Annotated in this window: 23 protein-coding genes and 1 riboswitch; of the genes, 6 read left to right on the plus strand and 17 right to left on the minus strand. The window is 71.4% G+C overall.

Annotation, left to right across the window (positions count from 1 at the left end; genetic code table 11):
* Positions 1-121: 121 nt before the first annotated feature.
* From der to ACFV6V_RS22090, 6 genes are all read right to left on the minus strand, one after another.
* On the minus strand, positions 122-1,570 hold the full coding sequence (gene der, locus ACFV6V_RS22065) for a ribosome biogenesis GTPase Der (protein ID WP_385567560.1): 1,449 nt from the start codon (positions 1,568-1,570) through the stop codon (positions 122-124).
* Between the two features lie 82 nt (positions 1,571-1,652).
* Positions 1,653-2,240, minus strand: coding sequence for a lysophospholipid acyltransferase family protein (locus ACFV6V_RS22070; RefSeq protein WP_385567562.1), 588 nt, complete (start codon positions 2,238-2,240; stop codon positions 1,653-1,655).
* Between the two features lie 62 nt (positions 2,241-2,302).
* On the minus strand, positions 2,303-2,983 hold the full coding sequence (gene cmk, locus ACFV6V_RS22075) for a (d)CMP kinase (RefSeq protein WP_385567565.1): 681 nt from the start codon (positions 2,981-2,983) through the stop codon (positions 2,303-2,305).
* 176 nt (positions 2,984-3,159) lie between these two features.
* Positions 3,160-4,245 carry a prephenate dehydrogenase gene (locus ACFV6V_RS22080; RefSeq protein WP_385567568.1) on the minus strand — a complete coding sequence of 362 codons (1,086 nt, stop codon included), beginning with the start codon at positions 4,243-4,245 and terminating at the stop codon, positions 3,160-3,162.
* Positions 4,242-4,604, minus strand: a complete 363-nt coding sequence (gene aroH, locus ACFV6V_RS22085) for a chorismate mutase (protein ID WP_385567571.1) — start codon at positions 4,602-4,604, stop codon at positions 4,242-4,244. Before aroH ends, ACFV6V_RS22080 begins: the two co-directional genes overlap by 4 nt.
* A gap of 126 nt (positions 4,605-4,730) precedes the next feature.
* Positions 4,731-5,159, minus strand: a complete 429-nt coding sequence (locus tag ACFV6V_RS22090; protein ID WP_385567573.1) for a YidB family protein — start codon at positions 5,157-5,159, stop codon at positions 4,731-4,733.
* Between the two features lie 161 nt (positions 5,160-5,320).
* On the opposite strand from ACFV6V_RS22090, the gene ACFV6V_RS22095 reads away from it, so the two are divergent.
* From ACFV6V_RS22095 to ACFV6V_RS22110, 4 genes are read left to right on the plus strand one after another with little or no spacing between them, the layout of a single operon-like run.
* Positions 5,321-5,986, plus strand: a complete 666-nt coding sequence (locus tag ACFV6V_RS22095; RefSeq protein WP_385567575.1) for a hypothetical protein — start codon at positions 5,321-5,323, stop codon at positions 5,984-5,986.
* 32 nt (positions 5,987-6,018) lie between these two features.
* Positions 6,019-6,642 (plus strand): DUF6529 family protein, encoded by a 624-nt coding sequence (locus ACFV6V_RS22100; RefSeq protein ID WP_385567577.1) that lies wholly within the window; start codon positions 6,019-6,021, stop codon positions 6,640-6,642.
* On the plus strand, positions 6,639-7,112 hold the full coding sequence (locus tag ACFV6V_RS22105) for a Rieske (2Fe-2S) protein (RefSeq protein WP_385567579.1): 474 nt from the start codon (positions 6,639-6,641) through the stop codon (positions 7,110-7,112). Before ACFV6V_RS22100 ends, ACFV6V_RS22105 begins: the two co-directional genes overlap by 4 nt.
* Positions 7,113-7,142: 30 nt before the next feature.
* Positions 7,143-7,826: a DNA polymerase beta superfamily protein gene (locus ACFV6V_RS22110; protein WP_385567582.1), complete on the plus strand. Its 684-nt coding sequence runs from the start codon at positions 7,143-7,145 to the stop codon at positions 7,824-7,826.
* Between the two features lie 12 nt (positions 7,827-7,838).
* On the opposite strand, the gene ACFV6V_RS22115 is transcribed toward ACFV6V_RS22110, so the two are convergent.
* From ACFV6V_RS22115 to pnuC, 5 genes are read right to left on the minus strand one after another with little or no spacing between them, the layout of a single operon-like run.
* Positions 7,839-8,615 (minus strand): DNA polymerase beta superfamily protein, encoded by a 777-nt coding sequence (locus tag ACFV6V_RS22115; RefSeq protein ID WP_385567585.1) that lies wholly within the window; start codon positions 8,613-8,615, stop codon positions 7,839-7,841.
* 3 nt (positions 8,616-8,618) lie between these two features.
* On the minus strand, positions 8,619-9,671 hold the full coding sequence (locus tag ACFV6V_RS22120) for an ADP-ribosylglycohydrolase family protein (protein ID WP_385567586.1): 1,053 nt from the start codon (positions 9,669-9,671) through the stop codon (positions 8,619-8,621).
* The gene (locus ACFV6V_RS22125; protein WP_385567588.1) at positions 9,658-10,413 is read right to left on the minus strand and encodes an NUDIX domain-containing protein; all 756 of its coding nucleotides are present in this window, start codon (positions 10,411-10,413) and stop codon (positions 9,658-9,660) included. The genes ACFV6V_RS22120 and ACFV6V_RS22125 overlap by 14 nt, the downstream gene beginning before the upstream one ends.
* A 4-nt stretch (positions 10,414-10,417) precedes the next feature.
* Complete coding sequence (locus tag ACFV6V_RS22130; protein ID WP_385567591.1) at positions 10,418-11,500, minus strand: AAA family ATPase; 1,083 nt, start codon at positions 11,498-11,500, stop codon at positions 10,418-10,420.
* Positions 11,497-12,156 (minus strand): nicotinamide riboside transporter PnuC, encoded by a 660-nt coding sequence (gene pnuC / locus ACFV6V_RS22135; RefSeq protein WP_385567593.1) that lies wholly within the window; start codon positions 12,154-12,156, stop codon positions 11,497-11,499. Before pnuC ends, ACFV6V_RS22130 begins: the two co-directional genes overlap by 4 nt.
* Before the next feature lie 145 nt (positions 12,157-12,301).
* Positions 12,302-12,369: riboswitch (guanidine-III (ykkC-III) riboswitch) on the plus strand.
* Between the two features lie 12 nt (positions 12,370-12,381).
* Between pnuC and ACFV6V_RS22140 the strand changes: the two genes are divergently transcribed.
* Positions 12,382-13,260, plus strand: coding sequence for an MBL fold metallo-hydrolase (locus ACFV6V_RS22140; protein WP_385567596.1), 879 nt, complete (start codon positions 12,382-12,384; stop codon positions 13,258-13,260).
* A 141-nt stretch (positions 13,261-13,401) separates the two neighbouring features.
* Entirely contained in the window at positions 13,402-14,415 is a 1,014-nt protein-coding gene (locus ACFV6V_RS22145) for a 1-aminocyclopropane-1-carboxylate deaminase/D-cysteine desulfhydrase (protein ID WP_385567598.1), read from the plus strand.
* Between the two features lie 246 nt (positions 14,416-14,661).
* Here ACFV6V_RS22145 and ACFV6V_RS22150 read toward each other — a convergent pair whose 3' ends face one another.
* From ACFV6V_RS22150 to ACFV6V_RS22175, 6 genes are all read right to left on the minus strand, one after another.
* Entirely contained in the window at positions 14,662-16,056 is a 1,395-nt protein-coding gene (locus ACFV6V_RS22150; RefSeq protein WP_385567601.1) for a DUF6493 family protein, read from the minus strand.
* Between the two features lie 77 nt (positions 16,057-16,133).
* Positions 16,134-17,195 carry a pseudouridine synthase gene (locus ACFV6V_RS22155; protein WP_385567604.1) on the minus strand — a complete coding sequence of 354 codons (1,062 nt, stop codon included), beginning with the start codon at positions 17,193-17,195 and terminating at the stop codon, positions 16,134-16,136.
* Positions 17,195-17,851: an SMC-Scp complex subunit ScpB gene (gene scpB / locus ACFV6V_RS22160; RefSeq protein WP_385567660.1), complete on the minus strand. Its 657-nt coding sequence runs from the start codon at positions 17,849-17,851 to the stop codon at positions 17,195-17,197. The genes ACFV6V_RS22155 and scpB overlap by 1 nt, the downstream gene beginning before the upstream one ends.
* Before the next feature lie 47 nt (positions 17,852-17,898).
* Entirely contained in the window at positions 17,899-19,029 is a 1,131-nt protein-coding gene (locus ACFV6V_RS22165; RefSeq protein WP_385567606.1) for a segregation and condensation protein A, read from the minus strand.
* 56 nt (positions 19,030-19,085) lie between these two features.
* Complete coding sequence (locus ACFV6V_RS22170; RefSeq protein ID WP_385567609.1) at positions 19,086-19,682, minus strand: hypothetical protein; 597 nt, start codon at positions 19,680-19,682, stop codon at positions 19,086-19,088.
* A complete protein-coding gene (locus ACFV6V_RS22175; RefSeq protein WP_385567612.1) occupies positions 19,667-20,692 on the minus strand; it encodes a ParA family protein in 1,026 nt (341 codons plus the stop codon). Before ACFV6V_RS22175 ends, ACFV6V_RS22170 begins: the two co-directional genes overlap by 16 nt.
* Between the last annotated feature and the right edge of the window lie 164 nt (positions 20,693-20,856).

Here is a 20,856-nt window from a genome sequence, read left to right on the forward strand (position 1 = left end):
GGGGGGCGCCCCCCCCAACCCCCTTGGGGGCGGGGCTGCCGGGGGGGTCACTGCACAGGTTTGGGGCGGGGCGGGTGGGCCCCCCCCGGCCACTTCGGCGTCTGCGCGCCTCTCGCGAGGGCTACTTCTTCTTGCCGCGCTTCTCGCGGACCCGCACCGAGATATGGATCGGGGTGCCCTCGAAGCCGAACTCCTCACGCAGCCTGCGCTCCACGAAGCGCCGGTAGCCGTGCTCCAGGAAGCCGGATGCGAAGAGGACGAAGCGCGGGGGCTTGGTGCCCGCCTGGGTTCCGAACAGGATGCGCGGCTGCTTGCCGCCGCGGATCGGGTGCGGATGGGCCGAGACCAGCTCCCCGAGGAAGGCGTTGAGGCGACCGGTCGGCACCCGGGTCTCCCATCCCTCCAGGGCCGTCTCGATCGCCGGGACCAGCTTCTCCATGTGCCGACCGGTGCGGGCGGACACGTTCACCCGGGGTGCCCAGGCGACCTGCTGCATCTCGGTCTCGATCTCGCGCTCGAGGTAGTAGCGGCGCTCTTCGTCGAGGGTGTCCCACTTGTTGTACGCGATGACGAGCGCGCGGCCCGCCTCGACGGCCATGGTGATGATCCGCTGGTCCTGGACGGAGATGGACTCACTGGTGTCGATGAGGACCACGGCGACCTCGGCCTTCTCGACGGCGGCCGCGGTACGCAGCGAGGCGTAGTAGTCGGCGCCCTCCTGGAGGTGGACCCGCTTGCGGATGCCCGCGGTGTCCACGAACTTCCAGGTCGTGCCACCGAGTTCGATGAGCTCGTCCACGGGGTCGCGGGTGGTGCCGGCCATCTCGTTGACGACGACGCGGTCTTCGTTCGCGACCTTGTTCAGCAGGGACGACTTGCCGACGTTCGGACGGCCGATCAGCGCGATCCGCCGGGGACCGCCGATCGCGCTGCCGAAGGTCTGGGCGGGGGCGTCGGGCAGGGCCTTGAGCACCTCGTCCAGGAGGTCTCCGGTGCCGCGACCGTGCAGTGCGGAGACCGGGAACGGCTCTCCGAGGCCGAGGGACCAGAGCATGGCGGCGTCGGCCTCGGCGGAGGGGCCGTCGACCTTGTTGGCTGCGAGGACGACGGGCTTTCCGGCCCTGCGCAGCAGCTTGACGACGGCCTCGTCGGTGTCGGTGGCGCCGACGGTGGCGTCCACGACGAACACGACGGCGTCGGCGGCCTCGATCGCGAACTCGGCCTGGGCGGCGACGGAGGCGTCGAGACCGAGGACGTCCTGCTCCCAGCCGCCGGTGTCGACGAGCTTGAAGCGTCGTCCGGCCCACTCCGCCTCGTAGGTCACCCGGTCGCGGGTGACCCCGGGCCGGTCCTCCACGACGGCCTCGCGGCGGCCGATGATCCGGTTGACGAGGGTCGACTTGCCGACATTGGGCCGGCCCACGACGGCGAGAACGGGCAGCGGGCCGTGACCGGCTTCCTCGATGGCGCCTTCGACGTCTTCCCGGTCGAAGCCCTCCTCCGCGGCGAGCTCCATGAACTCCGCGTACTCGGTGTCGCCGAGTGCCCCGTGGTCGTGCTGGTCGTTCATGAAGTCCGTTCCTTGTTCTTCCGTGGTGATCGGTGGGCTCGCGCGGGCCGGTGAGGCCGGGAACCCACTACTGAAGTCTGGCTCAGCGCCCGGTGAGGCGCCTGGCGTTTTCCAGGTGGGTGGTGAGCCGCTTCTGGATGTGTACGGTCGCGTCGTCCAGCACCTTGCGGGTGCGTCTGCCGGTCCCGTCGCCCTCGGTGAAGGCCTCGCCGAAGACGACGTCGACGTTGCAGCGCAACGGGGGCAGCGCGGGTATCACCCGGCCGCGCCGCTGGCTGCTTCCCAGCACGGCGACCGGGACGATCGGAGCCCCCGAGCGTACGGCGAAGTAGGCGAGTCCGGAGCGGATCGAGGTGAAGTCTCCCTCGCCCCGGGTGCCCTCGGGGAAGATCCCGAGGACGCCACCGTTCTCGAGCACCGCCAGGGCGGAGGTGATGGCCGCGCGGTCGGCGCTGGTGCGGTCCACTTCGAGCTGGCCGATCCCGCGCAGGAACCCGCCGAGCGGACCGATGAAGGCCTCCCGCTTGATCAGGAAGTGCACCGGCCTGGGGGCGCAGCCCATCAGCATGGGGCCGTCGATGTTGTGGGCGTGGTTGACGGCGAAGATCACGGGACCACTGGCCGGGACATGCCAGGCTCCCAGCACGCGCGGCTTCCACAGCGTGTACATGAGCCCGATCCCGATCCGTCTGCCGACGGCGGCACCTCTCCCTGAAGGAACAGCCGGCACGGTCACCGGGCGGCCCGCTTCTCCTCGACCAGCGTCACGACACACTCGATGACCTGCGAAAGCGTGAGGTCGGTGGTGTCGACCTCGACGGCGTCGCCGGCCTTGGCGAGCGGCGAGGTCTTACGGCTGGAGTCGGCGGCGTCGCGCTTGATCAGCGCCTCGCGGGTGGCGTCGAGCCCGCTGGCCTCCTTGCCCTTCAGCTCACCGCTGCGGCGGGCGGCGCGGGCCTCGGCGGACGCGGTCAGGAAGACCTTGAGATCGGCGTCGGGCAGGACGGTCGTGCCGATGTCCCGCCCCTCGACCACGATGCCCTTCTCGGCCGCCGCCGCCACGCTCCGCTGGAGGTCGGTCATCCGGGCGCGCACCTCGGGTACCGCGCTGACGGCGCTGACCTTGGAGGTGACCTCCTGGGTACGGATGGGGCCCGAGGCGTCCGTACCGTCCACGCTGATGGTGGGGGCGAGGGGGTCGGTACCGGACTCGATGACGGGCTTCTCGGCGGCACTGGCGATCGCGACCGGGTCGCTGGTGTCGATCCCGTTGGTGATCATCCACCAGGTGATCGCCCGGTACTGCGCACCGGTGTCCAGGTAGCTGAGCCCCAGCTCGGCAGCGACCGCCTTTGAGGTGCTCGACTTGCCCGTGCCGGAGGGGCCGTCGATGGCGACGATCACGGATTCCACGGTGTCGGGACCTTCCTCGTACGCGTATGCGGGCAGGCCGGAATGCCAAGGTGCCCCGCACAAGGTTACCGAGTGCGGGGCGGGGTCCGTGCACCCGTTCATATCGGCTGCTTATTGACCTTGTTCTAGCCGGCCGCCGGACGACCTCGACCGGGGCTCCTGACCTGGCCGGGTGGCTACTGGCGCAGCGCCCAGCCCCGCTCCCGCAGCGAGGCGCTGAGTACCGGGGCGGTGGCCGGCTCCACCATGAGCTGCACCAGACCCGCCTGCTGGCCCGTGGCGTGCTCGATGCGGACATCCTCGATGTTGACGCCCGCCCGGCCCGCGTCGGCGAAGATCCGCGCCAGCTCGCCGGGCTGGTCACTGATGAGGACGGCGACTGTCTCGTACGCGGCGGGGGCGGCGCCGTGCTTGCCCGGGACCCGCTCGCGCCCCGCGTTGCCGCGGCGCAGCACGTCCTCGACGCCAGTGGCGCCGTCGCGCCGCTTGTCCTCGTCGGACGACTGGAGGGCGCGCAGTGCGCGGACCGTCTCGTCGAGGTCGGCGGCGACCCCCGCGAGGATGTCGGCCACCGGGCCCGGGTTCGCCGAGAGGATGTCGATCCACATCCGGGGGTCGGAGGCCGCGATACGGGTCACGTCCCGGATGCCCTGGCCGCACAGCCTGACCGCGGTCTCGTCGGCGTCGGCCAGCCGCGCCGCGACCATGGACGAGATGAGCTGCGGGGTGTGGGAGACCAGCGCCACCGCGCGGTCATGGGCGTCCGCGTCCATCACCACGGGCACGGCCCGGCACAGCGCGACCAGTTCCAGGGCCAGGTTGAGCACCTCTGTGTCGGTGTCCCGGGTCGGGGTGAGCACCCAGGGGCGCCCTTCGAAGAGGTCGGCGGTCGCGGCCAGCGGGCCCGAGCGCTCCTTGCCCGACATGGGGTGCGTGCCGATGTAGTTGGACATGTCCACGCCCAGCGCTTCCAGCTCCCGCCGCGGCCCGCCCTTCACGCTGGCCACGTCGAGGTACCCGCGTGCCGCCCCGGCGCGGATCGCTTCCGCGAGCGCGGCGGGCACATACGCGGGCGGTACGGCCACGATCGCGAGGTCCACCTGCCCCTCGGGGACCTCGTCCGTACCGGCGCCGAGTGCCGCCGCCGTCCTGGCCTGCGCCGGGTCATGGTCCCTGAGGTGCACGCTGACGCCCCGCCCGGCCAGTGCCAGCGCGGCGGAGGTGCCGATCAGACCGGTTCCGATGACAAGCGCTGTTCTCACTGGGCGATGTCCTTGCGCAGAGCAGCCGCCGCACCGAGGTACACATGGGCGATCTCGGGCTTGGCCTTCTCGGATTCGACGTGCGCGAGGATCCGTACGACGCGGGGCATCGCACCCTGGATGTCCAGTTCCTGGGCGCAGATCAGCGGAACGTCCACGATGCCGAGGCCACGTGCCGCGGCGGCCGGGAAGTCGCTGTGCAGATCGGGGGTGGCCGTGAACCAGATACTGATCAGATCTTCGGTGGTGAGCCCGTTGCGCTCCAGGATGGCGGTGAGCAGCAGACTGACCTGCTCGTCCATGTGCCCGGCCTCGTCCCGTTCCAACTGGACTGCTCCCCGGACGGCTCGTACCGCCACGTCGTGCTCCTCTGCTCGTGCTCGGCATGTGCTCAGGTCAGCGTAGTCAGCCGCCCGGACGCACCGGCGCGGCGACCGCCCTGCGAGACAGGGCGGCCGCCGCGGCACGGTCGGTGCGCGGACGGGTCACATCCGCTGCGACTTGATCAGCTCCTCCAGGGAGCCGGCCTTCGGGAGCTCACCGTTGGGGGTCAGCTTGTCGACGGCCTTCGGCAGGGACTGGGCGATCTCGTCCGCGGCCTGCTGCGGCGTCACACCGCTCTGCTGCGCGACCTTGTCCAGCGTCTCGTTCGGCAGCGCCTCGGCGATCTGCGAGCCGCTGACCGGCTTGTTCTGGCCGGTGCCGATCCAGGACTGAGCCTGCTCGACCAGACCGGACTTGTTGAGCATGTCCATCAGCCCACTGAGCGGACTGCCGTTGGACGCGCTCTTCCCGTTGCCGCTGAACGCGTTGAGCAGGGCGCCGAGGATGTTTCCGGCACCGCCCTGACCGTTGCCGCTCTGGCCTCCGCCGAGCAGATTCCCCAGAAGACTGCCGAGATCGTTTCCCGCCATGATCCTGCCTTTCGCGTAGGAGACGGAGGATCACGGACAATGTCACCCACGCCCGGCGCTACCGCCACCCGGAGCATCACGGATTGTCGACCACTGGACACTCGATGTGATGTCGGTTTGCATGGACACAACCCTGTCCGCCGCCCCTGCGGAAGGCGCCGATGAAGCATCCAGGACCACTGATCACCCTGTTCGCCGGACTGGTGCTCGGGCTGTTCATGCTGTCGCTCAACGCCACCACCGGTGAGCCCTCGCCCACAGCGGTGAAACGTCCGGCGCAGAGCCGGCCTCCGGGCCCGAGTCCGAGCACGCCCGCGCCCAGGTCTCCAGCCACCGTCCCGGCGACGAGCCCGGTGGCCCGGCCGCAGACCGAGTACGCGGGCCGCACGGCCGACGACACCGCCTCCGTCGCGATCTCGCTGCGCGGGGACAGGGCCATCGCGTACTTCTGCGACGGACACACCCAGGAGGCCTGGCTGCGGGGCCCGGTCGAGGACGACGGCGACATGCATCTGACCAGCACCGACACCGACGCCAGACTGGACGGCTTCCTCGACGCGGGCAGGGTCACCGGAACGGTCCGGATCAACGGCCGCGACCATCTGTTCACCGCCCCGAAGGCGGGCAAGCCGGCCGGGCTCTACCGCGCAACGGCGGAGGTACGCGGTGCCGAACTCAAGGGCGGCTGGATCATCACGCAGGACGGCCGCCAGGTCGGGATCGTCACACGCGACGGCGAGACCACCGCGGCTCCCCCGATCGATCCGGCCACCGGTGCCGTCACGGTGGACGGGACCCAGCTGACCGCCCGCCCCGTAGTCCCCTGAGCGTCCCCAAGCGTCCCTGAGGTGCGTCTGTCATGAGCGTGGACCCGAACGCGCACAGCGGAGGCTATCCGCCCCCGCCGCCCCCACCCCCGTCCCAGCCCCCGTCCGAGCCCGAGCTCGCCGGTCCCGGCGCGACGCGCTTCCTGGTCCCCGCCCTGGTCGGCGCGGCGGTCGCGGTCGTCCTCGGGGTGTACGGGAGGGTGCACACCCCTGCGGCCACCGCCTTCAACCTGGCCGGATTCAGCAGTCCGAGCGCGGTGAAGGCATGGCTGGCCACGGTGGCGCTCGCCCTGGCGCTGGTACAGCTCGTCTCGGCACTGACGATGTACGACCAGATGCCGGGGCTGCGTGCCGGGTCCTGGACCCCCGTGCTGCACCGCTGGTCGGGCAGGGTGGCGTTCCTGGTGACGGTGCCGGTGGCAGTGCACTGCCTGTACGCGCTGGGCTACCAGACGGACACCCCGCGTGCGCTGTGGCACTCGCTGCTGGGCTGCTTCTTCTTCGGGGCGTTCAGCGCGAAAATGTTGCTGTTGCGCATGGAGCGACTGCCGGGGTGGCTGCTGCCTGTCGTCGGCGGAGTGGTCTTCGTCGTGCTCACCATGCTGTGGCTCACCTCGGCGCTCTGGTTCTTCCGCACGTTTGGAGTGACGGCATGACTGAGCGCAGGAGCAACCCGCCGGACGACGGGGTACGCGGCCAGGGCAGCAGCCGCCGTACCGTGCTCGTATCCGGAGCCGCCGTCCTCGCGGCGGCAGGCTGCACCCGGTACGGGGAGGACACCGGTGGCGGCGAGTCGTTCGCCCCCGAGCCCGGCTCACCGACGGCCGCCTCGCCCGGAGGCGAGCGGCTGGGCACGACCGCCGAAGTACCCGAGGGCGGCGGAAAGGTGTTCACCGGGCAGAAGGTCGTGGTGACCCAGCCGGAGAAGGGCGACTTCAAGGCGTTCACGGCGGTCTGCACCCACCAGGGCTGCCTGGTCGACAAGGTGGCGAACGGCACGATCGACTGCCCCTGCCACGGCAGTGAGTTCAGCGTCACGGACGGCTCTGTGGCCAGGGGTCCCGCGACCCGTCCCCTCGCGGCCAAGCCGATCGCCGTCTCCAGGGGCGAGATCAGACTCGTCTGACACACCCCCCGGTCACATAGCCTTTCGCCCATGACCCCCGAGGCGCTGATACGTGACCACACCATCTACTCCTGTGTGATGGGCTCCCGGGCCTTCGGCCTGGCGACGGACGGCAGCGACACGGACCGCCGCGGGGTCTTCCTGGCCCCCGCCCCGCTGTACTGGCGCTTCGACAAGCCCCCGACCCATGTGGAGGGTCCGGCGGACGAGCAGTTCAGCTGGGAGCTTGAGCGCTTCTGCGAGCTGGCACTGCGCGCCAACCCGAACATCCTGGAGTGCCTGCACTCCCCGCTCGTCGAGCGCATCGACGACACCGGACGCGAACTGCTCGCCCTGCGCGAGGCGTTCCTGTCGCGCCAGGCGCATGAGACCTTCGTCCGCTACGCCCTGGGCCAGCGTCGCAAACTGGACGCCGATGTACGCCGGCATGGGGCGCCCCGCTGGAAGCACGCCATGCATCTGCTGCGCCTGCTGGCGTCCTGCCGCGATCTGCTGCGCACGGGGCGGCTGGTCATCGAGGTCGGCGAGGACCGCGAGCGGCTGCTCGCGGTGAAGCGTGGCGAGGTGCCCTGGGCCGAGGTGGAGTCCTGGATGGCCCGGCTCTCCGACGAGGCCGACCGGGCTGTCATCGGCACCCCGCTGCCCGGGGAGCCGGACCACCGCCGGGTCGAGGACTTCCTGGTGCGTGCACGCAGGGCGTCGGCCGCGAGCTGACGAAGCGGACGGTCACGCCTGTACGGCCACGGCACCCGCCCCCTGCGCCAGACGCACCCGCACGACGAAGTCGTCCAGGGCGGCAAACGCCTCCGGCTCGGCGGGCAGTTCCGTCCGTTCCTGTGCCGCGTCCAACGCGGCGTGCAGCGCGTCGACGTCCGCGCGGACCGACTCGGTGTCGACCCCGGCAGGACCGTGCTCGGCCTCCGTCTTGGCCGCGATGAGCTCGGACAGATAGCCCGGCGCCGTCACCTCCCCGAGGAGAGTGGGCAGATGTGCCTGCACCTGCCCGGTGCGCATCAGGTGGATGCCCGTGAGCAGCGCCCTGAAGGTGTAGAGCAACGGCTTCAGTTCACCGGTCTTGTCGAACAGCCGCCACTGGGTGCCCGCGAAGCCCCGGTAGTGGTGCGCGTGGTGGCTGGTGAGCACCCCCGGTGCCAGCGCCACCAGCTCGGCGTGCTCCTGCGTCGTGTGGACGACCAGTGGTGACAGCAGCTGCTCCAGCACATAGCCGTTGCGCCGCAGCATCAGCCGTACGAACTTCCGCAGGTCGTGCGTCACCAGGTCCAGCTCGGTGCCGTCCCGGTCCCATATCCGGGACCGGGTCTCCTCCGGGTCACGCAGCCCCACGATCCGCTCCACCGGCAGCACATGGACCCCCCGCAGGTCCACATCGGAGTCCCGGGAAGGAAATCCGTACAGGTGGGCGCCGGAGACCGTGGCGAAGACGAGGGCGTCCGGCTGATCGGCGACGACAGGGCTGAGGTCCAGGCTCAGGGCATCCAGCATGGATCAAGCATCCCAGAGCGCTCCGAGCGTCAGCAGTTCGCTGCGGTACTCGATGCGCTCGGCCCATTCCTTGGGCCATGCCGCCGCTCCCAGGTGCGCCCCCGCGAACGCCCCGGCGAGGCAGGCGATCGAGTCGGAGTCGCCCCGGGTGCATGCTGCCCGGCGCAGGGCCAGAAGCGGCTGTTCGGGGAAGAGCAGGAAGCAGTGCAGAGCGGTGGCGAGGGCTTCTTCGGCGATCCAGCCGTCGCCCGTCGCGATGCACGGGTCGATCTCGGGGTCCGGTTCACGCAGCGCCGCCGCCACGCGCTCCAGGACGGCGAGGCATTCGTCCCAGCCGCGCCGGATGAAGTCCTCGGGTGAGGCGTCATGGGCACGGGTCCACAGGTCGCCGAGCCAGCGGTGGTGGTAGCGGGAGCGGTTCTCGTACGCGTACGAGCGCAGCCGGCCGACGAGCCCGAGCGGCTCCGTTCCCTGGGCGAGCAGGAACACCGCGCGTGCGGTGAGGTCGGAGGCGGCGAGGGCCGTGGGGTGGCCGTGGGTGAGTGCTGCCTGGAGCTGTGCGGCGCCTGCGCGCTGTCCTTCGCCGAGGCGGGGTACGAGTCCGACCGGCGCGACGCGCATGTTCGCCCCGCAGCCCTTGGAGCCGATCTGGCTGGCCTCCTGCCAGGGCCTGTCGCTGTCGAGCTTCTCGCAGGCGACCAGGCAGGTGCGTCCGGGGGCCCGGTTGTTGTCCGGCGAGTGGTACCAGTCCACGAACTCCTCGCGCACGGGTCGTGTCATCCGCAGCGGGTCGAGCGGGCCGCGGTCCATCGCCGTGCGGATGCCCCGGGCGACCGCCAGGGTCATCTGGGTGTCGTCGGTGACGATCGCGGGCTTCGGCAGCGCCATGTCCCGCCAGGGCCCGCACTTGGCGAGGATCGCGGGCACGTCGTTGAACTCGGTGGGGAAGCCGAGTGCGTCTCCGAGCGCCAGTCCGGTCAGGGTGCCGGTGGCCGCCCGTTTGGTGGCGGTCCTCATCGTGGCCCTGTCGTTCGCGGACCTGTCATTCGCGGTCATTTCGCGCTCCTTCCGGTCGCAGCAGTGGAGGGTGCAGGGCTTTCGCCGGCCCCGCGCGATAGAGCGCGGCCGGCTTGCCCCGGCCGCCGGTCAGGCGCGCCCCGCCCGCCACCGCATCGACGAAGCCGGGGGTGGTGAGGACCTTGCGCCGGAAGTTGGGGCGGTCGAGCTCGACGCCCCAGACGGTCTCGTAGACCTGCCGCAGCTCGCCGAGGGTGAACTCGGGTGCGCAGAAGGCGGTCGCGAGGCAGGAGTACTCGAGTTTCGCGCCGATGCGGTCGTGGGCGTCGGCGAGGATGCGGTCGTGGTCGAAGGCGAGCGGGCCGTGGCCGGCCCAGGGGATCCACTGCGCGTGTGCGGCGTCGCCGCCGCCGTGCGGCTCCGGGAGGTCCGGGACGAGCGCGGCGTATGCGACCGACACCACCCGCATCCGGGGGTCGCGGTCCGGATCGCTGTAGGTCCGAAGCTGTTCGAGGTGCAGTGCGGCGACCGTGGTCTCGGACAGCCCGGTCTCCTCGGCGAGTTCACGGCGGGCGGCACGGCCGGCGGACTCGTGAGGCAGGATGAAGCCGCCCGGCAGGGCCCAGGCGCCCTTGTAGGGGTCCTGGCCCCGCTCGATCAGGAGGACGTGGAGCTGTCCGTCGCGAACCGTGAAGACGGCGAGGTCGACGGTGACCGCGAAGGGCGGGAAGGCGTGCGGGTCGTATGCGCCCGGGTCGTGTGCCCCAGTGGAGTCAGGCATCCGTTCACCGCCTTTCCGGCAGCGGATCGGCGAGCCGCCAGCCGTCGGCGAGCAGCGCGTCGACGGCGGCGAGTGCCGTGGCCAGCCGCTGCTCATGGGGGCCGCTCAGGGTGAGGAACCGCCGCCCGGTGGCGGTGAGCCGCTCGGCGAAGCGCCCGGTCATCCAGGGCCGGAGGTGCTCTCCGTCACGCAGCCCGTCGTCTTCGAACGGCACATCCCGGTGGTCGGTGAGCAGCCACAGGTCGGCACGTCCTCCGCGCGCCGCGACCTCCTCGACCTCGACGCTGGGTCCGCCCATGTAGCGCTCGTGCCAGATGGTCGTGGCGAAGGCGTCGGTGTCGCAGATGAGCACGGGTGAGCCGGTGCGGGCCGCGGCGTCCTCGAGCGCTGCCTGCCGCCGTGCGATCAGCGGGAAGTCCTCGGTGCGGAAGCTGACATCGGACCAGGTGGCACCGGGTCGCTCGGCCCGCAGCCGGGCAAGCCGCTGCTCACTGAACTCCCGGCCGTACTCGGGTACGCAGCCGGTGCGCGACCAGATCCCCCCGCGTGCCCTGAGCTGCCGCGCGAGCGCCCGGGCCAGTGTGGTGGTGCCGGTCGACTCGGCGCCGAGGACCACGATCCGTCGTGCCAGGGCCGCGCGCACGGGCGGCTCCAGGAAGTCCCAGCAGCCCACGGGGTCCTTGCGCACGGCGGTCCCGGACACCGGGAAGACCGTGCGGGCGGGGTCGACACAGACGGCCTCGGCCCGGAAGCGGCGGGCGAGTTCGGTGCCGTAGGGCTCCGAGGTGAAGACGGCGTCCACCCGCCGGGGTACTGCGGCGCGGAAGACCGCCATGTGGGCGTCCCAGACGGCAGGGTCGGTGAGGTCGACGGGGATGTCGTCCACGGCCCCCACGACGTCGGCGTCCGGATGCACCTCCCGCATCCATGCCACGCGGTCCTCGAGCGGTATCGACTCGACGGACGCGGCGCAGACCAGCACGGTGAGCCGCTCGCAGCGGTCGCGAGCCGTGCGCACCAGATGGTGGTGCCCGGCGTGCGGCGGATAGAACTTGCCGAGCACAAGCCCGTGTCCGTGGCGCTTCATGCCGCCGTCGCCTCCATCGGGCGCGGCGCCTGCGCCGCCATCTGCTCCCGCGACCAGGAGCGCAGACCGTTGACGCACAGGGCCAGGAACCCGGCGTAGAGCAGCGCGGTGAGATAGAGCTCCTTGTACGCGTACAGAGGCACGTAGACGACATCCGCGGCGATCCAGAGCCACCAGGACTCCAGCCGCTTGCGGCACTGGCCGTAGGTCGCCATGAGGGAGAGCGCGGTGGTCAGGGCGTCCCAGAAGGGGACGGTCGAGTCGGTGACGTGGTCCAGCAGCAGTGTGAAGCCGAGAGTGCCCACCACCCCCGCCGCGAGCAGCCATGTCCACTCGGCACGCGTGGTGCGTCGTACCGGGAGGGCGTCGGAGCCTGGTCCACCCCCGTGGGCCCAGGTCCACCAGCCGTATGCGGCGAGGGTGATGAAGACGACCTGGAGCGCCGCATCGGCGTACAGGCCTGCCTGCGTGAACAGCAGGATGAACAGCGCGTTGTTGGCGATGCCGATCGGCCAGTTGGCGATGTGCTGCCGGGCGACCAGCCACACACAGAGCGCGCCGCTTCCGAAACCGAGCACCTCGGTCCAGCTGACCGGGGTGCCGAGCAGCGTGAACAGCGGTCGCTGCAACGGTTCGAGCACATCTGCCAGGTCCACGACCATCCCCCTTAAGAGTCATCCTGACTATAAAGCGGGAGGGGTGGCTGGGCAAGCACGATGCGGACCCGGCAACCCGTCCCTGGGCCTGCTTCGAGGCCGCGACGGGCGCCTGATCGGCCCGATGGTGCGTGTTAACCTCGCCGTGGAGGCTCATATGTGTCTGCCCCGGACGAGATGTGCGCCGTACCCGGCCCGCCAAGACGACGCACTCAAGGGATCGCCATGGGTGCCCACACCTCTCTGATCGACTTCACCGGAGCGACTCCCAGGCCTCGTGCGCTGGATGTGCGTTGGATCCACGGCTCGCCGTCGGCCAAGCACAACACCGACCCGGACATCCAGGTCCACGCCTATGACGAGCACACCTTCGTCCTCCGGCAGAACATGGCGATCGACTACGAAGCGCCTTTCCTGTTCCTGCTGTTCGGCAACGCCCGGGTGCTGCTGATCGACACCGGAGCCACCGCTTCCGCCGAGTTCTTCCCCCTGCGCCCGGTGGTCGACGAGCTCATTGAGACCTGGCTGGCCCGTCACCCCCGTGAGGGGTACGAGCTGCTGGTGCTGCACACCCATCCGCACGGTGACCACATCGCGGGCGACGGCCAGTTCGCCGATCGTCCCGGCACCACGGTGGTCGGCGCGGATCCGGTCACCGCCTGGCCGTACTTCGGATTCGCCGAACGCCCCGATGCCGTGGCGGAGGTCGACCTCGGGGGGCGGGTGCTGGAGTGTCTGGCCACCCCGGGTCACCACGAGGCGGCGGTCACGTTCTACGACCCGTGGGCCGGGTTCCTCCTCACCGGCGACACGGTCTACCCGGGTCGGCTCTACATCAAGGACTGGCAGGCGTTCACCCGGACGATCGATCGCTTGATCGACTTCTGCGACCACCGGACGGTCACCCACGTACTCGGCTGCCACATCGAGATGACCCGGCAACCGGGCGTGGACTACCCGATCCGCACCGTGTACCAGCCCGACGAGCCCCCACTGCAGATGACCACCGGCCACCTGCGCGACATCCGCGCAGCGCTGGAGGAGTGCGGCGGCCGGCCCGGCCGCCGTGCCTTCCCGCTCTTCGTGCTGTGCCCCAGCGAATGAGTGGCACGAACAGGCCGGGTCCCGTCGCTCGGGGCGTGCGTCCACGCCTCCGTCGGCGCCGTACCGCTCCGTGAACGGCGTCAGTACGCTGTGCCCGGCCCGGGAGCGCCGGGGCGAACCCCGGGACGGGAGTCACCAGGCATGGACAAGCCGCTGCTGCACCACCGGTATCCGCGGCTCGCCGCCTCCCTCCCCCATGTGCCGCTCGGCGATGGGCCGACGCCCGTACGCGAACTGACCGGGCTCGCCCGCGGTGTGACGCTGTGGTGCAAGGACGAGAGCGGATACGGCTCGGGCGGATGGGGCGGCAACAAGGTCCGCAAGCTGGAGTGGATCCTTCCCGATGTACGCCGCCGGGGCGCGCGCACCATCCTCACGGTGGGCGGGCTCGGCACGAACTGGGGCCTGGCGACCGCCCTCTACGCCCGGGAGCAGGGCCTGGACACCGCACTGGCCCTGATCGACCAGCCGGTCGACGACCATGTGCGGGAGCAGTTGCGGCGGCTTCGGCGGTCGGGCGCCGCCCTGCACTTCACCCACACCAAGGCGCGCACCGTCGCGGCGGCCCCCTGGCTCTTCCTGCGCCATGCGCGCGGCGGACGACTGCCGTACTTCCTGCCCGCGGGCGGCTCGGCCCCGGTCGGCACCCTCGGCTATGCCGAGGCCGCGTTCGAGCTCGCGGCACAGGTGGCCGCCGGGGACCTCCCCGAGCCGTCCCATGTCGTCACCGCCGTCGGCTCGGGCGGCACCGCAGCCGGACTGGCACTGGGTCTTCGGCTCGCGGGCCTTGAGCGCACCCGGGTCGTGGGCGTGGTCGTCAACGACACCCTGCGCCTCGACGCACCAGCCATCGCCGCCCTGGCCCAGCGGACCGGACGACTGCTGCGGGAGCGCGGCGCGGACCTTCCGGCGACCGGGATCACCCCGGACGACGTGACCATGGTGCGGGACTGGCTGGGCCCCGGCTACGGCCACAGCACTCCGGAAGCCCTCGGCGCGCTGCGCCTCGCCGCCGAGAGCGAGAGCCGGCTCGGGCTCGAACCCGTCTACACGGCGAAGGCTCTGGCCGCGCTGATCGCCATGGCGGAAGAAGGCCGCCTCGGCAGCGGGCCGGTGCTCTTCCTCCAGACCCACGGGCCCCGGGACACGGACTGAGCTCGCACGGGGCGGCTTGTCCTGGACCGGCAGCTCTCAGTACATCGGATGGGCAGTCCGGCGGGGCCCCACCGGCATCGTCCGGCTTGGCCGACGGCCTCGGCCCAGCCCTGAGGCAGCACGCTGAAGCACCTCAAGCCGGTCGTGCGGCGCGCCATCCCCATGAGGTGTGCCGGTCGGCGACCAGGGCGCGATATCCACGCCCGTGCGATGACATCCGCTCCGTCCCGTCGGCACGGACGTTCCTCAGGCGCCCGCCAGGGAGTCCCGCAGCCTCCGGGCCTGCCGGACCACTTGGGAGGAGCCCGGCCGCTCGGCAATGGCAGCGACCTCGGGGATGGTGCCCCGCGCCCCGGACAGCCCCGCGGAATCCGCCCCTATGGCGAGCAGCGGACCGTGCAGTTGCGGCCTGGTGTGGGTCAGCAGCCCGGGAAGGGCGGCGGCCATGACGTTCCACACCGGAGCCGCGCCTCCCGGTGTCCCGCCCGCGGCACGGAGTGAGTCCGTGAGCTGGGGCACCTTCAGGGTGCCCAGACCGACGAGTTCGGCGATCTCGCGACCGAGCAGGGCCCCGTCCAACCCGCCCCGGTCGGCAAGCGTGACGAGCGCGCGGGCGGCGGCCAGCCGGTCGGCCTCCGGCACCGCCGCGAGTCCGTAGGCCAGGGCCAGATGCACGGCGGGACCGGCAGGGCCCTCGCTCGCGGCCAGCGCCGGGAGGAACTCCGCCCCGCTGCGGCCGTCCTGGTCGGCGACCGACGCCACCTCCGCCAGCTGCCGGGCGGCGACGATCTCCGGATGCCATGGCAGCACCGAGGCCGCATGCGCGTCACGGGAGTGCAGACCGGAGTGCGGGCAGGAGATGTGCGGCTCGTAGGCCCGAAACAGCGACCAGAAACGCCGGGGGAACTCCCCCCGCCCCTCGATGGCCTCCGTCCCGATCAGTACCCGCCGCCCGATCCGGTACCCCCGGCGCCTGCTCGGCCGCTGCGGCTCGCCCGCCTCGCGCTCGCGCCAGGACCCCGGCCGGGGCAGGCCGCCCTGCCGCAGCCAGGCCGCCACGCGGGGGCCCTCGGGAAGCTCCAGCTTCTCCGCCGCCCGCAGTACGTCAGGCGCGACTGGACCGCCGCCGCAGCGCAGCAGCGCGAGACCCAGATCGGCCGCACCGGGCCGGACACCGGCACGCTGGTGGGCGGCAAGGCGGGCGACGAGGTCCTGCGGCTCCACGGCCCCGCCGGGTCTGCTCGGCCGCGACAGCAGGCACGGTATCGCGTCGCCGGTGCGCAGCCGCTGGACGAGCTCACCCGTACGTGCGCCGAAGGCATAGTCCGTCGCCTGGTGCTGGCACAGCTCGAGCCATCCCGAACCACCACTCCCACCGGCAAGACCCGGCCTCAGGCCGTGGGACACGATGTGCCGGAGGAGCCGTCCGCCGCCCAGCGGGTGCCGGGCCGCCCCAACGGGCGTTCCGGCACCGGACGACAGCGCCTCGACCAGCGCGGCGGGGTCGCGGAACCCCCAGAAGAGCACGGAGTCGAGCAGCCGCTCGAAGGCGGGCACATCGCTGTCGTCCCGGGCGCACAGGTCCGCGACCTCCTCGGCCAGCAGGCCGAGCGGCATCGCGGTGGATTCCCCCTCGATCATGTGCCGAAGGCTATCCGCCGGTACCGACAACGCGCCTGTTCGCCGAGAGCCCCCAGGAACTCAGGGCCGTGGGTGGCTCAGAGGCCGACTTCCTTCATCAGCATGCCGACCTCGGTGTTGGTCAGCCTGCGCAGCCAGCCCGACTTCTGGTCGCCCAGCGCGATCGGCCCGAAGCCGGTGCGCACCAGCTTGTCGACCGGGAAACCGGCTTCGGCGAGCATGCGGCGCACGATGTGCTTGCGGCCCTCGTGGAGGGTGACTTCGACCAGGTAGTTCTTCCCGGTCTGCTCCACGACCCGGAAGTGGTCGGCGCGGGCGTACCCGTCCTCGAGCTGGATGCCGTCCTTGAGGCGCTTGCCGACCTCGCGCGGAAGGGGACCCTGGATGGCCGCGAGATAGGTCTTCTTGACGCCGTACTTGGGGTGGGTGAGGCGGTGGGCCAGCTCGCCGTGGTTGGTGAGCAGGATGATGCCCTCGGTCTCGGTGTCGAGCCTGCCGACGTGGAAGAGACGGGTCTCACGGTTGGTGACGTAGTCGCCGAGGCACTGGCGGCCGTCCGTGTCCTCCATGGTGGAGACGACACCGGCGGGCTTGTTGAGCGCGAAGAACTGGTGCGACTGAGTCGCGACCGTGAGTCCGTCGACCTTGATCTCGTCGTTCTCCGGGTCGACCCGGAGGCCCTGCTCGACCACGATCGAGCCGTTGACCTCGACCCGGGCCGCGTCGATCAGCTCCTCGCAGGCACGCCGCGAGCCGTAGCCGGCCCTGGCCAGCACCTTCTGCAACCGCTCGCCCTCCTGCTCGGCGCCGGGGAAGGTCTTGGGGGTCTTGATCTCCGGCTTGTCCGCGTAACGCGCGCGGTTGCGCTCCTCGGTGCGCGCCTCGTACTCGCGCGAACGGGACGGGGCCGTGCGACCGCCTCCACCGCGCTGCTGCGCGGACTGCTTGGGCCCGCCCTTGGCGCCGCCCCGGGCGGCCGTGCCACGACCCTTGCGGGGGCCTTCGGACGCGGACCCTCCGACGTCGTAGCGGCGCTCCTCGGGACGGGGCTTGCCCGCGCGCTTCTGCTTGTCGTCGCGCGAGTTACCGGCACCCCGGTTGTTACCGCGTCCGCTGCTGTTCCTGCCGCTGCTTCGCATCAAAGTTCCGTCGTCGTCGTGTCGTCATCGTCTGCGTCCGGAGCATCCGGATCGAACGACGGAACCCCTTCCAGGGTCTCGGCCTCGATCGCCTCCGCCTCCGGAAGGAACGGAGCGAGCTCGGGGAGCTCGTCCAGGCCGCGCAGGCCCATCCGCTCCAGGAAGTAGTTCGTCGTCCTGTACAGGATCGCACCTGTTTCGGGTTCCGCGCCCGCCTCCTCCACCAGACCGCGCTGAAGCAGGGTGCGCATGACGCCGTCGCAGTTCACTCCGCGTACGGCCGAGACCCGGGACCGGCTCACCGGCTGCCGGTAGGCGACCACGGCGAGGGTCTCCAGGGCCGCCTGCGTCAGCCGGGCCTGCTGCCCGTCGAGTACGAAGCGCTCGACGGCGGCGGCGTGCTCGGGGCGGGTGTAGTAGCGCCAGCCGCCCGCGACCAGCCGCAGCTCGAAGCCGCGCCCCTGGACGGTGTACTCGTCCGCCAGCTCACGCAGGGCGTCCGCGACCTCCCTGCGGGGCCGTTCGAGCACTTTGGCCAGGTGTTCCTCAGTGGCCGGCTCGTCGACCACCATCAGGACCGCCTCCAGTGCCGGCTTGAGCGGCGGCTCGGGATCTCCGGAAGCCGGGTCGCCTGCGCCGCTCAGGTCGGCGTCCACGGCGGGGCTCGGGCCCGTGTCCACGGCGGGGTCCAGGTCCACGTCGCTCACGCCTTCTCCTCCGCGATCTCGGGGGCACGGTCGAATTCGTCGGTGACCTGCGCGGTGGAATCACCACCGGCCCAGGTGACGGTCAGCTCCCCCAGGGCGTCCTCCTGGTCGAGGACGACGGCCTTGTCACGATAGAGCTCCAGCAGCGCCAGGAACCTGGCGACCACGGTCAGGGTGTCGTCGGCGCCCTCGGTCAGCTCGCGGAAGCTGACCCTGCCGCGCTCCCGCAGCATGGCCACGACCAGTTCGCCCTGCTCCCGCACGCTGACCAGCGGCGCATGGATGTGGTCCACATAGACCTGGGGCCTGGGCTTCGGCTGCATGGCCTTGACGGCCAGCCTGGCGAATCCTTCCGCGCCGATGCTGATCACGACCTCGGGGAGCAGCTCGGCGTGGTGGTCCTCGAGGCCCACGGTCCGGGGGTAGCGCCTGGCCTCCTCCTCCAGCCGGCCGTTGAAGATCTCCGCGATCTGCTTGTAGGCACGGTATTGCAGCAGCCGTGCGAACAGCAGGTCCCGCGCCTCCAGCAGTGCCAGGTCACCCTCGTCCTCGACCTCGGCAGCGGGCAGCAGCCGGGCCGCCTTCAGGTCGAGCAGGGTCGCCGCGACCACGAGGAACTCGGTGGTCTGGTCGAGGTCCCAGTCGGGTCCCATGGCCCGGATATGGGCCATGAACTCGTCGGTGACCTTGGACAGGGCGACCTCGGTCACGTCCAGCTTGTGCTTGGAGATCAGCTGGAGGAGCAGGTCGAAGGGGCCCTCGAAGTTGGCCAGCCGCACGGTGAAGCGTCCGTCGTCGGCCGTGGCGGCCCGTTGCTCCCCCGCTTCGCGCTCGCCGGGCTCGTGCTCTCCGGGGGCCGGAACCGCCACCTCGGCGGTATCCCGGCCGGGTGACTCCGTCTCCGCTGCCGTTCCCGTCTCCGCTGCCGTTCCCGTCTCCGGGGCCCCCGTCACCACGGCCGGGTCCTGCTGCGGTACCACCGCGGCAGGAGGCTCCACCGGCTCGGGAGGCGCGGGGGCGAGCGGAGGCGGGTCCATCGTTCGCGGCCCGGACGCGCCCGGGCCGCGGCCCAGCACGCGGCGCGACGCGCGCGCAGCGGGGGCGGCAGGGTCATCGGTCGGGGACATCACGGTCCAGGGTGTCCAGGGTGCGGAAAAGGTTCGGGCGCGCGCAGGCTACCCCGTCAGCGACCGCGCAGACGCCGCACCAGGATGCTCGCGTCGCCGCGGGACTCCAGATCCGCCAGCACGACGGCAACCGCCTCGCGCACGATGCGTCCCCGGTCGACGGCGAGCCCGTGCTCCCCGCGCAGCACCAGACGGGCGTGCTCCAGGTCCATCAGCTCTTCGGCCGAGACATAGACGGTGATCTTCTCGTCGTGGCGCTCACGGCCGCTGGGACGCCGGTTGGTGCCGCGCCCGCGGCGCTTGGGGGCCGCCCCCGTGGCCGGAGCAGCAGCGGCTGCGGCACGCCCCGTGCCCGGGGATGCCTGGGCGGTCGGCGCCGCGGTCTCACTCTCCGCGGCGGCTCCCCGGCTGCGCGGCACGGCCGTCTCGGTCTCCTCCGCCGCCGGGGCGTGCTCCTCCCCCGCCGAAGAGGACGGGCCGGCCGGGGCCGACGCACCGGCCGGGGGCTCCTCCGCCGAGGCTGCCGGTGCCGGCACCCTCGCCTCCCCGTTGGCCGCGGTCGCCCCCCGCCTCGGGGACGACGGCTGGAGCGCCGTGCCCCCGGTCGTACGGAACAGCTCGTCGGCTCCGGGCAGACTCACTCGGCGTGACACCGGGCGAGCACCTCCCTGGCGAGCTGGCGATAGGCGGCGGCACCGACCGAGTTGCTGGCGTACGTGGTGATGGGCTCGCCCGCGACCGTGGTCTCCGGGAAGCGCACCGTACGCCCGATGACCGTGTGGTAGACGTGGTCGTCGAAGGCTTCGACGACACGCGCCAGTACCTCGCGGCTGTGGACCGTGCGCGAGTCGTACATCGTGGCGAGGATGCCGTCGAGCTCCAGCTCGGGGTTGAGCCGCTCCTGGACCTTCTCGATGGTCTCCGTCAGCAGCGCGACACCGCGCAGCGCGAAGAACTCGCACTCCAGCGGCACGATGACCTTGTGAGCCGCCGTCAGGGCGTTGACGGTGAGCAGGCCGAGGGACGGCTGGCAGTCGATGACGATGTAGTCGTAGTCCTGCATCAGCGGCTTCAGGGCGCGCTGGAGGGTCGACTCGCGGGCGACCTCGCTCACCAGCTGCACCTCGGCGGCGGAGAGGTCGATGTTGCTCGGCAGCAGGTCCATGTTGGGCACCGCTGTCTTCAGCAGGACCTCGTCGGCGGCCATCCCCCGCTCCATCAGCAGGTTGTAGACCGTGAGGTCGAGCTCCATCGGGTTCACCCCGAGGCCGACCGACAGGGCTCCCTGCGGGTCGAAGTCGACGAGCAGGACACGCCGCCCGTACTCGGCGAGCGCGGCGCCCAGATTGATGGTCGACGTCGTCTTGCCGACGCCGCCCTTCTGGTTGCACATCGCGATGATCTTCGCGGGGCCGTGATCGGTCAGCGGGCCCGGGATCGGGAAATAGGGCAGCGGCCGCCCGGTGGGGCCGATCCGCTCGCGGCGCTGGCGGGCCGCGTCGGGCGCGAGCGTGGCCGCGTACTCGGGGTCGGGCTCGTACTCGGCGTCTGGGTCGTAGAAGTGCCCCTCGGGCACCCCGTCGAAGTCGGCGAAGTGGGTGGACTCTCGGCCACTCTCGTTGCCGGCCGTGGCGTTCACGTGTTGGCCGTCCATCATCTTCATCGTGTGGGCTGTCGTCGTCGTGTGCTGGTGGGTCCCGGAGGTTCGGACAGCGACGGAGCCGACAGCTTCGTGCCCGGACGCAGCACCCTGGTCCTGGGCCGGGGGTGCCCCCACGCCCCCGGGGCGCGGTGGCGGGAATCCCGTGTGACCACCCCCGGGAGAAA

The sequence above is a fragment of the Streptomyces sp. NPDC059828 genome, from assembly GCF_042731955.1.
Taxonomy (GTDB): Bacteria; Actinomycetota; Actinomycetes; order Streptomycetales; family Streptomycetaceae; genus Streptomyces.